This is a genomic window from Longimonas halophila (assembly GCF_002554705.1).
GTDB lineage: Bacteria > Bacteroidota > Rhodothermia > Rhodothermales > Salinibacteraceae > Longimonas > Longimonas halophila.
The window spans coordinates 103,315-117,753 of sequence record NZ_PDEP01000008.1 but is presented as its reverse complement, the minus strand read 5'-3'; the positions used below and the strand labels follow the sequence as shown (position 1 = coordinate 117,753).

Annotated in this window: 14 protein-coding genes; 11 read left to right on the top strand and 3 right to left on the bottom strand. The window is 59.0% G+C overall.

Features of this window, described 5'->3' with window-relative positions:
* Nucleotides 1-63 precede the first annotated feature (63 nt).
* The 3 genes from CRI93_RS09715 to rfbA all read left to right on the top strand — a co-directional run bounded on the left by CRI93_RS09715 (nt 64) and on the right by rfbA (nt 2,357).
* On the top strand, nt 64-693 hold the full coding sequence (locus CRI93_RS09715; RefSeq protein ID WP_098062441.1) for a Panacea domain-containing protein: 630 nt from the start codon (nt 64-66) through the stop codon (nt 691-693).
* A gap of 150 nt (nt 694-843) precedes the next feature.
* Nucleotides 844-1,413 carry a Fic family protein gene (locus CRI93_RS09710; protein WP_141491654.1) on the top strand — a complete coding sequence of 190 codons (570 nt, stop codon included), beginning with the start codon at nt 844-846 and terminating at the stop codon, nt 1,411-1,413.
* A 65-nt stretch (nt 1,414-1,478) separates the two neighbouring features.
* Nucleotides 1,479-2,357 (top strand): glucose-1-phosphate thymidylyltransferase RfbA, encoded by an 879-nt coding sequence (rfbA, locus tag CRI93_RS09705; protein WP_098062439.1) that lies wholly within the window; start codon nt 1,479-1,481, stop codon nt 2,355-2,357.
* Between the two features lie 8 nt (nt 2,358-2,365).
* On the opposite strand, the gene CRI93_RS09700 is transcribed toward rfbA, so the two are convergent.
* The gene (locus tag CRI93_RS09700) at nt 2,366-2,644 is read right to left on the bottom strand and encodes a hypothetical protein (protein WP_098062438.1); all 279 of its coding nucleotides are present in this window, start codon (nt 2,642-2,644) and stop codon (nt 2,366-2,368) included.
* A 233-nt stretch (nt 2,645-2,877) separates the two neighbouring features.
* Between CRI93_RS09700 and rsgA the strand changes: the two genes are divergently transcribed.
* The 4 genes from rsgA to CRI93_RS09680 all read left to right on the top strand — a co-directional run bounded on the left by rsgA (nt 2,878) and on the right by CRI93_RS09680 (nt 5,804).
* Nucleotides 2,878-3,849: a ribosome small subunit-dependent GTPase A gene (rsgA, locus tag CRI93_RS09695; RefSeq protein WP_098062437.1), complete on the top strand. Its 972-nt coding sequence runs from the start codon at nt 2,878-2,880 to the stop codon at nt 3,847-3,849.
* A gap of 203 nt (nt 3,850-4,052) precedes the next feature.
* Entirely contained in the window at nt 4,053-4,568 is a 516-nt protein-coding gene (locus CRI93_RS09690; protein ID WP_245850438.1) for an RNA polymerase sigma factor, read from the top strand.
* A complete protein-coding gene (locus CRI93_RS09685) occupies nt 4,555-5,199 on the top strand; it encodes an anti-sigma factor (RefSeq protein ID WP_141491653.1) in 645 nt (214 codons plus the stop codon). The genes CRI93_RS09690 and CRI93_RS09685 overlap by 14 nt, the downstream gene beginning before the upstream one ends.
* 14 nt (nt 5,200-5,213) lie before the next feature.
* A complete protein-coding gene (locus CRI93_RS09680) occupies nt 5,214-5,804 on the top strand; it encodes a DUF4252 domain-containing protein (protein ID WP_098062434.1) in 591 nt (196 codons plus the stop codon).
* 224 nt (nt 5,805-6,028) lie between these two features.
* Here the strand turns inward: CRI93_RS09680 and CRI93_RS09675 are convergent, their stop codons facing one another.
* Nucleotides 6,029-6,367 (bottom strand): DUF3467 domain-containing protein, encoded by a 339-nt coding sequence (locus CRI93_RS09675; RefSeq protein ID WP_098062433.1) that lies wholly within the window; start codon nt 6,365-6,367, stop codon nt 6,029-6,031.
* A 36-nt stretch (nt 6,368-6,403) separates the two neighbouring features.
* Nucleotides 6,404-7,813 (bottom strand): cystathionine beta-synthase, encoded by a 1,410-nt coding sequence (locus CRI93_RS09670; protein WP_098062432.1) that lies wholly within the window; start codon nt 7,811-7,813, stop codon nt 6,404-6,406.
* Nucleotides 7,814-8,007: 194 nt separating this feature from the next.
* On the opposite strand from CRI93_RS09670, the gene CRI93_RS09665 reads away from it, so the two are divergent.
* From CRI93_RS09665 to CRI93_RS09650, 4 genes are all read left to right on the top strand, one after another.
* Complete coding sequence (locus CRI93_RS09665) at nt 8,008-9,546, top strand: hybrid sensor histidine kinase/response regulator (RefSeq protein WP_098062431.1); 1,539 nt, start codon at nt 8,008-8,010, stop codon at nt 9,544-9,546.
* Between the two features lie 150 nt (nt 9,547-9,696).
* Entirely contained in the window at nt 9,697-12,225 is a 2,529-nt protein-coding gene (lon, locus tag CRI93_RS09660; RefSeq protein WP_098062430.1) for an endopeptidase La, read from the top strand.
* Between the two features lie 530 nt (nt 12,226-12,755).
* Entirely contained in the window at nt 12,756-13,337 is a 582-nt protein-coding gene (locus tag CRI93_RS09655; protein WP_217992525.1) for a fasciclin domain-containing protein, read from the top strand.
* Nucleotides 13,338-13,675: 338 nt separating this feature from the next.
* Nucleotides 13,676-14,428 (top strand): SDR family NAD(P)-dependent oxidoreductase, encoded by a 753-nt coding sequence (locus CRI93_RS09650; protein ID WP_098062428.1) that lies wholly within the window; start codon nt 13,676-13,678, stop codon nt 14,426-14,428.
* Nucleotides 14,429-14,439: the final 11 nt, after the last annotated feature.

The window sequence follows — 14,439 nt, the reverse complement described above, 5'->3', positions numbered from 1 at the left end:
TATTTGAACATAGGTAGCACTACAGTGCATATTAGGTCCTATTCGCACCTAAAATCCTCGGCCATGAACAGTATGCGTTCGTTGGCGCAATACGTTGTCAGGGAGGCCAGCCCATACGGCGATGTGACGCCGATGAAGCTTCAAAAGCTTCTTTATTACGTGAAAGCGTGGGGGCTGGTAGCTGGACACAAAACTATGTCCTTGTCCTTTGAGAAGTGGGACAACGGTCCTGTAAACCCGTCGGTGTACCATTGGTATCGGAGCTACGGGAGCGAGTCCATCGCCTCCAGGCACAGCGCTCCACCATCTGATTGGAGCGAGCAGGCCCGTGCTGTTGCGGATATGGTCATTACGAGCTACGCACCACTTAGCGCACTCACACTCTCGGTTCTGATACACCACGATGCGCCGTGGCAGCAGACCTCGAAAAACGAAATCATTCCAGAGTCTGCTATCCGGTCGTACTACCAGACGCAGCGGTTTGCCAAAAACTTTCCGTTCGATCCCGAGAACGGACCGTTCTATCCAGTGGCGAGCAACTTGAGCTATGCATATGTCCTGGACATGACAGACGAAGAGGCACAGAAGGCCTCGGTTTATCCGTCGTACAACGCGTACCGGCATCATCTTTATGAAGCTGGTAAATACATAGATCGCACCGTAGATCGTTTTAAAGCACTCGCCTCCGAGTAGAACGACCGACACAGGCGGCTATTTCAAACGAACTCGACTATCTGGCCGAGCTTATCCGCGACTTCGGCGTCAATCCGGAGATACCTGTTGAAGTCGCCCAAGAAAAAAATTCGCACACGGTATGCGATATTGGAACGCGAATACGAGACGATGGCCCAGGCGCTTGTAAACGATGGCGCTCTCGTAGACCATGCCAGCGAGGTGCTTCCCAAATCGGCCCGTATTTTTCACCACGGGCTGTACGCCGGTATTCTCAAAAATGCAGGCGACTTCAGGAAAGCTACCGATCCATATGCAGGGGCGGTGAGCTTTGGCGGTCGGCGTCCCCAGCGTCTAAAGATGAGGTTTTCGGGTTCACCCCCCGAAGATATTTCGGATGACCTGGGCGATGCATTTTCGGTACTTCAGGATACAGATGCTCCCAAGGCCGCATCAATCGAGTTCTACATGCGGTTTAACCGCGTACACCCGTTCTACGATGCAAACGGACGCATCAGCCGACTCATTGTGACGATCTATCTGCACACCCAAGGGTGGTACATAGATTGGGAAGCACTCGACCGTAAGAAGAAGGAATTTCTCCGTCGCATGAATAAGTGCCACAAGCGGGCTCCTGCGCACGTAGACTACTACGACGAAGACCTCTACCGCACATATTTCGACATTGTACTTTCGTTCTGGACGCGCTACATTCATTCCATCGACTCGTTGAACGAGTAGGCCAAACCGGCTCCAAAGAAGCATAAAGATATCCCACTACTTCCTGATATATCCACAGATCGTCTATGCGCGGTATTGTGCTGGCGGGCGGACGCGGAACGCGTCTCTATCCTGCCACTGAGGCACTCAGCAAGCAGCTCCTTCCGGTGTACGACAAGCCGATGATCTACTACCCGCTGTCGGTGCTCATGCTGGCGGGCATTCGTGACATCCTCGTCATCACCACGCCGCACGACCGCCCGCGCTTCGAGGCGCTCCTGGGCGATGGCGCACCGTGGGGACTGGATCTCTCATACGCCACGCAAGACGCCCCCCGTGGCATTGCCGATGCCTTTCGCATTGGTGCCGACTTTATTGGGGATGCGCCCGTCATGCTCATCCTGGGCGACAACCTGTTCTACGGCGATGGCCTGCGGCAGCGCCTGCAACACGCGGCCTCCACCGTACAGGGGGGCACCATATTCGGCTATCCGGTACGTGACCCCGAACGCTACGGCGTGGTCGACTTCGATGCCGATGGCACCGTTACCGACATCATCGAAAAGCCGGACGTGCCGCCCTCCAACATCGCCGTAACGGGGCTCTACCTGTACACCGCCGATGTGGTTGAGATTGCAGCGGGCCTGGCGCCGTCAGATCGTGGCGAACTGGAGATTACGGATGTAAACCGCGCCTACCTCGAACGCGGCACGCTCACAGTCGAGCGCTTGGGGCGCGGTATGGCCTGGCTGGATACGGGCACCCCCGATGCGCTGTGGGAAGCGACCAACTACATTGCGACCATCGAGCGGCGGCAGGGACTGAAAGTCGCCTGCCTCGAAGAGATTGCCTACCGCAACGACTGGATCGATGCAGAGGCCGTGGCCGACCGCGCCGAAACCTGCGGTAACAGTCCGTACGGGACGTATCTGCGGCGGTTGTTGGAGGATGAGGCTACCAAGTAACAGACCGCCTACTCGTTGCGCGAGGGCGGATGCGACGCGTCATCCTCGTGGAGAACGGTAGCCTCGTCGATGTCAGGGTTGAGTCCGTCGTAGAAGGCCTGGCGCGAGCGCGCAGCCACGGTGGCGGTGCGGTCGTGCAGCACATCGGCAGCGCGGCGCGACCATCGGTGCACGGCGCCGCCGGCATACACAACGCGCCCCAGCCAGTTGAGGCGCTCCACGCGGCGCTCGCTTGCAGGAGCAGCGTCGGGGTGGTCTGGGTCGGGATGGTGAGAATCGGAGGGCATGGGCACGCGAACTGATCCGCAATGAGCAGGTGGGCAGGAGCTTGGACCCGCGAGACAGCAGGCCACCAAGCTGACCTACGAACGACTGCTGGATAGGTGCCAACGTGGGCCAGCGCGCCGACCTTCGCTTCCCCCTGTACCCCACAGTCCAGCGAGAGATACGAGACGGATCAGCAACCTCGATTGGGCTTTGAACCGCACGGTTATCTCTTTTTTCTTGTTTTGTTTGGCCTATGAGTGATGCGCCTGCCTACGAGGGCCGTGTGCTGCGATCGACGGGAAGCTGGTACGAAGTGCAGGTGGCCGATGCGCCGGAGGAGGTGCCTACGGTGGTGCCGTCGCGCATTCGTGGTAAGTTTCGCCTCAACGAAACCGATGTGACCAACCCCGTAGCGGTGGGCGACCGCGTGACGATCGACTACAATCCCGACGACGAAACCGGGATGATCGTGGATATCCACGAGCGTCGCAACCGCTTGAGTCGGCGTGCGGCGGGGCGGCGCGTGGAGCAAGAGCATGTCATGGTGGCCAACATCGACCGTGCATGGGCGGTGCAAGCGGTACAGCAGCCGCCCCTGAACCCGGCGTTTGTGGATCGCTTTCTGGTGATGGCCGAGATGCATCAGATCCCGGCGGGCCTGGTCATCAACAAGATTGATCTGGCTGATGCCGAGCAGCAGGCGCAGGTGGATGACGTGGCGGCGCGCTACCGGGCGATCGACTATCCGGTGTATTGCACCAGCGCCACCGAAGACGACGGCGTAGCCGCCTGGCATGACGCGTTGCGCGACCAGGTGAACGTGGTGGCGGGACCTTCGGGCGCGGGCAAGTCGAGCCTGATTAACGCGATTGCTCCAGACCTGGAACTGCAAACGAAAACCATCAGCGAACAGACCAAGAAGGGCCGCCATACCACCACGTTTGCGACGCTGCATCCGTTGCCCGACGGGGGGCACATTGTGGATACGCCGGGCGTGCGCGAGTTTGGCATTCTGGACCTGCATCCAGCTGACTTGTGCCACTTCTTTGTTGAGTTCGTGCCCTACATTGACGGGTGCAAGTTCGACGACTGTACGCACGATCACGAGCCCGGCTGCGCGGTAAAAGACGCCGTCGACGAGGGCGCGATCCACCCCGCGCGGTACGAGAGCTACCTGAGCATCCTGTACTCACTGCAAGATGGCATGGAAGGGGTGGGGCGGTAGGAACCGTCGCGATCTCTAAGCAGACGAAGACGTGAGGCCGCAGCAGACGATAAAGTGTGTGGAAACATGCACTGGTTACGGCTTCTACATCGAAACGATGTGCCTCTGTAACAAAGATCTCCTTCGATACGTGAATGCGGGTGAACACGGGAGATGCTCCCACCTTTGTCGGCTTGTGCCTCCATCACCCACTCCCTTGTTTTGTGGACGCTTTTACTGAACGTGTACACCAGTACCAAGATCGCATCTACGGGTTTGCCTGCGCTTACCTGAAAGATGATGCGGCTGCGAAGGATGTAACGCAAGACGTGTTCATCCGCTACTGGAACCACTACGACGATGTTGACGATGAGCGTGCGATTGCCTGGCTGATGCGTGTCACGCGTAACGCCTGCATCGACCTGCTGCGCAAGCGGCAAACACGCCGGAAGTCGGTTACAGTGGATTCCGAAAACCTGCACCGGGCGCCCGATGCGGAGGCTGATCCGTACGCCGATGCCGAGAGCGCTGACTTTGAGACCCGGCTGGATGCGGCCCTTGCCGAGATTGACGAGCCGTACCGCAGCGTGGTTACGATGCGGGAGCTCCACAACATGAAGTACAAGGAAATCAGCGACGCGCTGGATATGCCGATCAACACAGTGAAGGTGTACATCCACCGCGGTCGCAAGAAACTACGTCACGAACTGGCTGAAGTACTCGACTATGAACCCACGTAATTCGACGCGCCCCCCCGACGACTGGATGGATGAGCGGGTTGAGGCCTATGTAGACGGCACGCTGCCTGCTGATGAGGCCGTGCGGTTTGAGGCGGCGCTTGAAACGGCGCCTCATTGGAAGACGCAGGTGCGTCATGCCAAGCGGATTGGTACCGCGTTGCATGAATACCCTACGCCTTCCTGCCCGCCGGAGTGCACCGAGGCGATCCTCGACCAAACGGTGCGTGCATCTGCAGACGCAACCGCAACGGCAGGCCACGCCGCTCCCGATTCGTCTGCCGATGCGCGCCCCCCGTGGCTCGACCGCGTGGCGGCTGCCTTCGACGTACTGATGCGCCCCGCATACAGCACGGCCCTGGCGGCGGTGCTCGTTACCGCGCTGGCCTGGCTCATCGCCGACCCGGTGTTGCCTCAGCTTTCTTCGGATACCGCACCGCCAACCGAATCCCACATTGAAGCGCCCTACACCGACGAGGACGTGGCCCAAGCGCATGCCGAGGCGGAGCTGGTACTGGCTTACATATCAGATGCAAGTCAGGATGCCAGCACGACCGCCGAACGCGAAATGGAGCGTGCACTAAGTCCATTCTTCGACGCGCACGATGACGCCTCCTCGTCTGCTACCCCCTAACCTTGCCTCCTCCTATGCGTACTTTGCGTTCCCTTACCATTGCCTTTGCTCTTCTATGCATAACCAGTGTTGCAGGCCCTCCTGTGAGCCTGGCGCAGTCGGATAGTGTAACCAACGACCCCGGCTATGTAGACCTGAGCCGCGTTGCTGATGCTCTTGACATGCGCCCCAATATCGAAGTTACGATTCAGGGGGCCCTGCTCGACATGGTGCGCAGCCGTGCCGCCCGCGAAGAGGACAGTGCCGCTGCGGGGTTGATGCAAAACCTACGCTCAATTCAGATGCGTGGCTTCCCCACCGAAAACATGGCGACGGCTGACTACTCCGACCTGCTCGACCGCTTTGCCGACGACTTGCTCGACAGCGGATGGGAGCGCGTGATGCATGTCCGCGATGAGGGCGAAGACGTGTCGCTCTTCATGCGTTACGACGATGAGGAGGTGTCGGGGCTTACCATGATGATGAGCGATCCTTCTGACGACCGGCTGCTGTTTATCAACATCGTAGGACGTATTCAGCCGGATGAGTTGGGCACACTTATGGGCGGAGCCGGCGTCGACATCGACACGATGCCGCCCTCCGATAGCAGCAACGCACAGGAGTAGGACGCGTCCCCATATCCATAACGGACACGCTGTCATTCGGGCGTTGGAGGAGCGCCCGGCACTGTACAGCCTGCGCCGGCTCATAACCAGCATAATATCAAAAAGCCCGATGCACAGCGCATCGGGCTTTTTTTGCAATGGAGCACATGGGGGCTCTCGTTCGCCAAGTAGTTTTGGTCGACCGGCCCTCGGTCGAACCGTTAAATTCGAACAAGAACAGGTTCTTAGGCTTTGCCTCGGAAGCCTCCGAAATTCATGGGTGGAGGGTTGTTGCCTCCATCATCGCCATCGGGTTCGGCAATGGCACCGTGGGCTTCCTCATAGCGCGAAATGTTATCTTGGAGCGCGTTGAGCAGGCGCTTGGCATGCTGCGGCGTTACGATGATGCGGCTCTTGACGCGGGCTTTCTGTACACCGGGCACCACGCGAATAAAGTCGAGAATGAACTCCTCGGGCGAGTGCGCAATCATAACAAGGTTCGCATACGTACCTTCGGCTTTCTCGGGGGTGAGCTCGATGTTCAACTCAGAGTCGCCGTCGGTGTTGGGGTCGAATGTGGCCATATGAACAGGGAGGAAGTAAGAAGAAGGATCGGACAATCAGGGGGTGCCGTTTCCGTTCGACTGGGCGAGGGCACCAATGAGATCGCTTTTGGTGATCACGGCGTAGGTACCGTCGGCAGCGTCATGCTCTACAAGCACAGCACCGGCACCGCTTTCAAGGTAACTTGACAGATGCTCCAGATGCAATGACGGAGGAACGACCGGCAGCGGATCGCCCATTACGGTCTTAACGGATTCGTTGCGCGCTTCAGGGGAAGCAATCAGCGCGTTCAGGATCTGTGTTTCCGTGATGCTCCCCACCACCTCGTTTTCAGCATCTATCACGGGCATCTGCGAAATGCCCTTGTCGGTCATCCGCTCAATAATGGAGCCAAGTGTGTCATTGGGAGAGGCAGCAATGACGGGCGCATCCGTTGAACGCCGCTTGAGCACATGCTCTACGGTGACGTTGGTGCGGCTTTCCGAGAAGCCGTGGCTTCGCATCCACTCGTCGTTGTAGGTTTTAGAGAGATACCGGAAGCCCGAGTCGGGGAGCAAGACCACGACGACATCATCTTCGTCGAGCGTAGCCTCGTGGTCGTGCAGCCACTGCAGCGCGCCGGCCATTGCCATGCCGCACGACTGCCCAATGAAGAGCCCCTCTTCGCGGGCCAGGCGGCGTGTCATCTGCATGGTGGTCTTGTCGTCGACCTGCACAAAGTCGTCGACCACATCGAAGTCCATGTTCTCGGGCAAAATATCCTCGCCCACGCCCTCCGTTACGTACGGGTAGATTTCGTCGTGGTCGAACACGCCTTCATGGAAGTACTTGTGGAAGACCGAGCCGTGGGGGTCAACGCCGACGACTGTGATCTCCTCGTTCTGCTCCTTGAGGTAGCGCCCGGTGCCCGAAATGGTGCCGCCGGTGCCGGCGCCCGCAATGAAGTGGGTGATGCGGCCTTCCGTCTGCTCCCACAACTCGGGCCCAGTGGTTTCTACGTGCGCCGCCACGTTCGACGGGTTGTCGTACTGATTCAGGTAGACCGAATTCGGAATCTCTTCGGCCAGGCGGCGGGCCGTGGAGTAGTAGGAACGCGGGTCGTCGGGCTCAACATTAGTCGGGCACACAAGCACTTCAGCGCCCAGCGCACGGAGCACATCGACCTTCTCCTGACTCTGCTTGTCGGTTGTCGTGAAGATGCACCGGTATCCCTTTGCAATGGCCGTGATCGCAAGTCCCGCGCCGGTATTGCCGCTTGTGCCCTCAATAATGGTACCGCCGGGTTCAATCAGCCCCTTCTCTTCGGCGTCCTCAATGAGCGAGATGCCAATGCGGTCTTTCACCGAACCACCCGGATTGAAAAACTCGACTTTGCCTAAAACGGTACATGGCACCGCGTCGGCCAGTTTATTGATGCGCACCAAAGGCGTGTTGCCCACGGTTCCCAAAACGCTGTCGTGCCACATAGTTGTGTAGACGGTCGGTGATACAAAATGAAAGAGACGCCCCAACATGCATTCGTACATGCAGGCCGACGTCAAGTTACATAAAAAGGCATAGCAGGACTTGTATTGGATGCCTACTCTTCCGTTTCTTGCACGCATTGCACGCTCCCCCAGCAACTTCGCTTCTGTCCTGATCATGCACCGGTGCTTCCATCATGAATCCTGAACTTCTTGTTGCTACATGGTCGTGTCGTTCCTCAGCCTCCCGCCCCCGGCCCGACACCCCCTGCACGATTGTGCATTGCAACGAGGCCTGGCGCCATGTGATGGGAGCTACGCACTCGCCATGGGGCCGCCTGCCCGACGACGACCAGCAGCGCGCCATGGGAGCGCTGGAGGAGGCGGCCTCGGGCGCACTGGTAACCGGGCTGCTCGTATCGGCACAGACACCCAGCCGCGACGAGCCGCTTCCCATTCTGCTCAATGTGATTCCTGTACGTCAAGTCGCATCCGATGGGCCCCGCATTGGGGCCATCACGGTTACGGGCGAGGTGCTGGCCGAGCCGTCGAGCTGGGTGCCGTCGCAAACGAAGCGCCACCGTATGGAGACGCTGGGCCGCATGACGATGGGCGTGGCCCACGACCTCAACAACCTGCTGAGCGGACTCATGGGGCACCTGGAGCTGGTGCGCGAGGCCAATGTGCTGCACAAGCTGCCCGAGGATGTGCAATCATCGCTAAACACAGTGCATCAGGCGGCCTCCGATGGAGCATCGCTCATCCAAAAGCTGCAGCGCTACATCCGTGATGATACCGAGGTGCACATCGAGACGCTCGACATCGAAGCGCTAATCAACGACTGCCTCACGCTTACGCAGCCCTACTGGCGCAACGAACCGCGCCGCCAGGGCATCACCATTAAGGTAGAGCGAGCCTACGAGCATCCACCGCCCATCAAGGGTGTAGCGTCGGAGCTACGCGAGGTGTTTGTGAACCTCATCCTGAATGCCGTACATGCGATGCCCGAGGGGGGAGCGCTGCGTTTCACCACCTACGCCAGCCACATGGGCGCGCCGTATCAGCGGGAGGCCGAGGTGGTCTCCGAGGCGGCACCTGCCGTGACCGTCCAGGTGCGTGACACAGGCATGGGCATGGACGACGACGTGCAGGCCCGTATCTTTGAACCGTTGTTTACGACAAAGGGCGAAGACGGAACCGGGCTGGGCCTCTCGGCCACATACAGCATTGTACAAGAGCACAACGGCATCATTCGTGTGGACAGTGCGCCCACCAAGGGCACCACATTTACCTTACAGTTCCCCTGTGCCGATCATGCCGAGAGCCCGTCTGCCTCCACAGACCAAGGCGATTCTGAGTCTGCCCCGCAATGCCGTATTCTCGTCGTAGATGATGAGGCAATGGTACGCCGTACGATCGACAAGCTGCTTACGCACCAGGGCCATGCCGTTACGCCGGTCGAATCGGCACAGAAAGCGCTCGATGTGCTGTCTGACACCCCCTTCGACCTCATGTTTACCGATTTTGGGATGCCCGAGATGAATGGCGCTGAACTGGCCGAGGCCGTTCATGCGCGGCACCCCGAGCTGGGTGTGGTGCTCCTCTCCGGCTATACCGACACGAGTCCGGCCCATCCTCATGTTACTCACGTTGTGAGCAAGCCGTTTACCTCCAGCGACCTCCGGGCTGCCATCACGGCGGTTTTGTCGGAGCAGCATTCCCCAAACGATGCGTAGCTGGGGTCCGACCGTGCCAACTTGTCGGTTAAACGCAGTATGTGAACGATGGTCTGGTCTTTGTGGCTGTTCCCAATTCGACACGGCTGCGCTCCATGCACCTGACGCGCAGCGGTCCGTTCTGCTTTTTCTCTGTGTAGCTGCTTTTATATGAATGAACTCGACCTGAGTGACCTGTTCTCGATGGACGATGCCGGGCCCGACCCAGAGCAGCGTATTCCGCTCCCTACGCCCGACGAGGAGGTAGAGATGAGCAATGCCGACATACCAGAGACGCTGCCCATCCTGGCACTGCGCAACACGGTATTGTTTCCGGGGGTGGTGTTGCCTATCACCGTGGGACGTGACACCTCGCTCCAGTTGGTGCGCGAAGCCTTCGAGCACGATCGCCTCATTGGCGTGGTTGCCCAGCGGGAGAGTGAGGTTGAAGATCCCACACCGAGTGACCTCTACGACGTAGGCACCGTTGCCGAGATCCTAAAGCTCATCAAAATGCCCGATGGCTCGAAGTCCATCGTGATTCAGGGGAAGCGGCGAATCGAAATCGGCGAGTACACGCAGCAGGAGCCGTACTTCCAAGCAGAGGTGGAGGCCGTACGCAACCCCGAGGCCAGCGAAGATCTGGAGATTCAGGCACTCATCCACTCCATTAAGGAGCTGGCGGTGCAAATCGTGAACAAGTCGCCGAACCTGCCCAGCGAAGCCGCTGAAGCAATCGAGAACATCGAGTCGCCTACGTTCCTGGTGCACTTTATCGCATCGAACTTACAGGTTGAAGTCGACAAGAAGCAGGACATCCTTGCCACGCGTCCGGTGGCCGAGCGGGCCAACAAGGTGCTCGACCAGCTCAACGAAGAACTGCAGGTGCTGGAGCTGTCGGAAGAGATTCGATCGCGGGTAAAGACCGATGTCGACGAGCAGCAGCGCGAGTACCTGTTGCGTCAGCAGCTGAAAGCGATTCAGGAGGAGCTGGGCGAAGGCGCTGGCGGCGGCGAGATTCAGGAACTGCGCGACCGCGCGGCCGAGAAGGACCTGCCCGACGAGGCGCGTGAGCAGCTCGAAAAGCAACTCACCCGGCTGGAACGCACCAACCCGGCTGCGCCCGACTACGCCGTCACGCGCAACTACGTCGACTGGATCTTGGACCTGCCGTGGCTGGAATACTCCGAGGACCAGCTCGACATTGAACGGGCCGAGACGATCTTAAACGAAGACCACTACGGGCTCGAAGATGTGAAAGAACGCATCTTGGAGTACCTGGCCGTCCTCAAGCTGAAGGGCGATATGAAGGCGCCTATTCTGTGCCTGCACGGGCCGCCCGGCGTGGGCAAGACGAGCTTGGGCAAGAGCGTGGCCCGCGCTATCGGGCGTAAATTTGTGCGGATGAGCCTCGGAGGCGTGCGCGACGAAGCCGAGATCCGGGGCCACCGTCGCACCTACGTGGGTGCGCTGCCCGGTCGCATTCTGCAGAGCCTCAAGAAAGCCGGAACCAACAACCCTGTCATGATGCTCGACGAGGTCGACAAGCTCGACAGTGGGTTCCGGGGCGACCCCTCCAGTGCGCTGCTCGAAGTGCTCGATCCCGAGCAGAACGACAACTTCAACGACCATTACTTGGAGCTCGACTACGACCTGTCGAAGGTGCTCTTTGTGGCTACGGCCAACTACGTAGAGCGGATTCCGGCCCCGCTGCGCGACCGGATGGAGATGATCGAGATCAACGGCTACACGCAGAATGAGAAGCTCCAGATCGCCAAGCAATACCTGCTGCCGCGCCAGATTGAGGAGAACGGCCTTACGGAGGACCAGGTGGGCTTCACCGACGATGCGCTCATGCGGCTCATTGACGGCTACACCCGCGAGTCAGGCGTGCGCCAACTGGAGCGAACCATTGGCGCCGTATGCAGGGGCGTGGTCAAGAAGGTGGCCACCGGCGAAATCGAGTCGACCACTGTCGAGCCCAATGACATCGAACCGTACATTGGCGCGCGCAAGTACTTCTCGGAGGTGGCCGAGCGCACTGAAGTGCCAGGCGTAGCCACGGGATTGGCATGGACACCCACTGGCGGCGATATTCTCTTCATCGAGGCGTCACTCTCACGCGGATCGGGCCGTATGATTCTGACCGGACAGCTGGGCGACGTGATGAAAGAGTCGGCCCAGGCCGCGCTCTCGTACGTAAAAGCCCGTGCCGACGAACTGGGTATTCCGCAGGATGCGTTCCGCTACTGGGATGTGCACGTGCATGTGCCCGCTGGTGCGGTACCCAAGGATGGCCCCTCGGCAGGCACGTCGATCCTGGCCGCGCTGGTTTCAGCCTTTACACAGCGCCGCGTAAAACACACCGTGGCAATGACCGGCGAAATCACGCTTCGTGGACTCGTGCTTCCCGTTGGCGGCATCAAAGAGAAGGTGCTGGCTGCAAAGCGCGCAGGCATCGAACGGGTGGTACTCCCCAAGAAAAACGAGAAGGATGTAAAAGAGATTGCCGACGATGCGCTCGACGGCATCACCGTAACGTATGCCGAGCGCGTGGACAGTGTAATCGACACAGTGCTCGAAGATGAGGCTGTGGCCGACCCTGAGGCCTTCTTTACGGTGCCCGACGCTGAAAAGCACATGCACACTGGGCCGTCGAACGGAGCCTCAAGCGACGAAGACTCGGTTGTTGTGCGGTAGTACCGCGGTGGATGCAATCCCTTTGCCTCCCGAACAACTACCTGCAGCCTGCACTGCTGCGCCCTACGCCGCCGCTCTCCTAACTCGGACGCGGCGAGTAGGGCGTTTTTCCATGTAGGTCCGTTGGGTGGATAATACACCAAGATTTGGGTAGAAGAGACGAGCCGCAGTGATGGAGATCTGGTCTGAAAGAGAAATAAAGGAATGAGAGGACAAGAAGCATGGCTGAATCAGACGAACGTTACACCATTTAATCATTGAATTGTAACATAATTGCAATCACACCTATGGGGGCAGTGGTATTTGGTAGTACGTATGCGTCATATTAGGGACCGTAGTCTTGCTGCTGTCTCGTCACCCCACGCACACCGCGAGGCTCTGTTGCTGACCCGCATGTTTCATGCGGTCGTGAGCATGCCAACTGGTGATGCATGAAAGAACAGCACGCCGTGTCATATTACGGTACTGCAAGACCTGTTTTTTCTGTTCGGCTTTTACGCTTTTTGTTGACTAACTACGGAGGATCATCCATGATATCATCTCAATCGTACATCACACGCGGGCTTTCAATGTTGCTGCTGGCCGCTGTGCTCGTTATTGGATTGTCGGCCTGTGGCGGCGGAGAAACGCCTGATGCCTCAGACGGCGAAGACATGAGCGCGGACGAGGATGCGCCCACCATGACGCAGGACTCCCTCACCATCGTTGATGTTGCTGTAGCAGACTCGAGCTTCAGCACGCTCGTTACGGCACTCGACTCAACCGGTCTCGTGTCGGCACTGGAAGGCGACGGCCCCTTCACGGTGTTCGCTCCGACGAATGCGGCTTTTGAATCGCTGCCTGATGGTGCTCTCGAAGACCTGATCGGTGCCGAAGACAAGTCGCAACTGGAGTCGATTCTGCTGTATCATGTGGTGGAAGGTGCCACCATGTCGGGCGATCTGAGCGAAGGCACACAGTCGGTACCTACGCTACAAGGAGATAGCCTCTCCATCGAAGTGACCTCCGACGGTGTAATGGTTGGTGACGCACAGGTCGTACAAGCCGATATCGAAGCAGCGAACGGCGTGATCCACGTCATTGATGGTGTGCTGATGCCGCCGGAAGAGTGAGATGACTCGCTCTCATCATAACACGGGCATCATGCTAAATCTAATTGGTTTAGCCGGATGCATCAAGCGGACGCCCTGCACTGGGCGTCCGCTTTTTTTGTGGCAGTGCCTGTGAGATTGTACGATGAATCACAGAACCTGGCACCGACAGTGCCCCCCATCGGTGCGATGAGGCGACGAACGCTCCTGCGCCCGATCTGCAAGGCCCGTAACGATCTACCGATATCTGTGCAATCGTAGAATCTTGCCTGCACATTCATCCTAAAACGTTGCGCTGTGCATGCATCCCCACGCTGCATGGCGTTTCCGCAATGATCTTCTGACCCCCTATTTCTCCTATGGCGTCTTCTGATGCATCTCCCGTCTTTGTCTTGATTGGTGCCACCGGCGGCATCGGCTCAGAAGTGGCCCGCCGCCTGGCCGACGATGGCGCTCGTTTGGTGCTGGGTGCACGTACCGAATCGGACCTGAACGACCTGGCGGATTCCCTCAACACCGAAACCACCGTGCATCCGCTTGATGCCACCGCATACGACGCAGTGCAGGGCATCATCGATGCCGCGACCGAAACATACGGCCAGATCGACAGCGTTATTCATACCGTCGGCTCCATCATGCTAAAGCCGGCGCACCTCACATCTGTCGAGGAATACCGCGAGCAGATGGCGCTGAACCTTGACTCGTCCTTCTTTACAGTGAAAGCGGCCTCGCGGGCGCTCATGCGCTCCGGCGGAAGCATTGTGCTGAGCTCCTCAGCGGTTGGACGCATCGGACTCAACAACCATGAGGCCATTGCAGCAGCGAAGAGCGGCATCATTGGACTCACGCGGGCGGCAGCAGCGACCTATGCCAAGCGCGGCGTGCGCATCAACTGCGTGGCGCCGGGGCTGGTAGATACGCCGCTCTCGGCCAATATCCTGAAGTCGGATGCCGGGCGCAAGCAGTCCGAAGCCATGCACGCGCTGGGCCGTGTGGGCCAGCCCGAGGATGTGGCCGACGCCATCTGCTGGCTTGCAGACCCGAGTGCCGACTGGGTCACCGGACAGGTCATCGGCGTTGATGGCGGACTGGGCACCGTGCGCAGCAGCTAAACGCTTGTCTC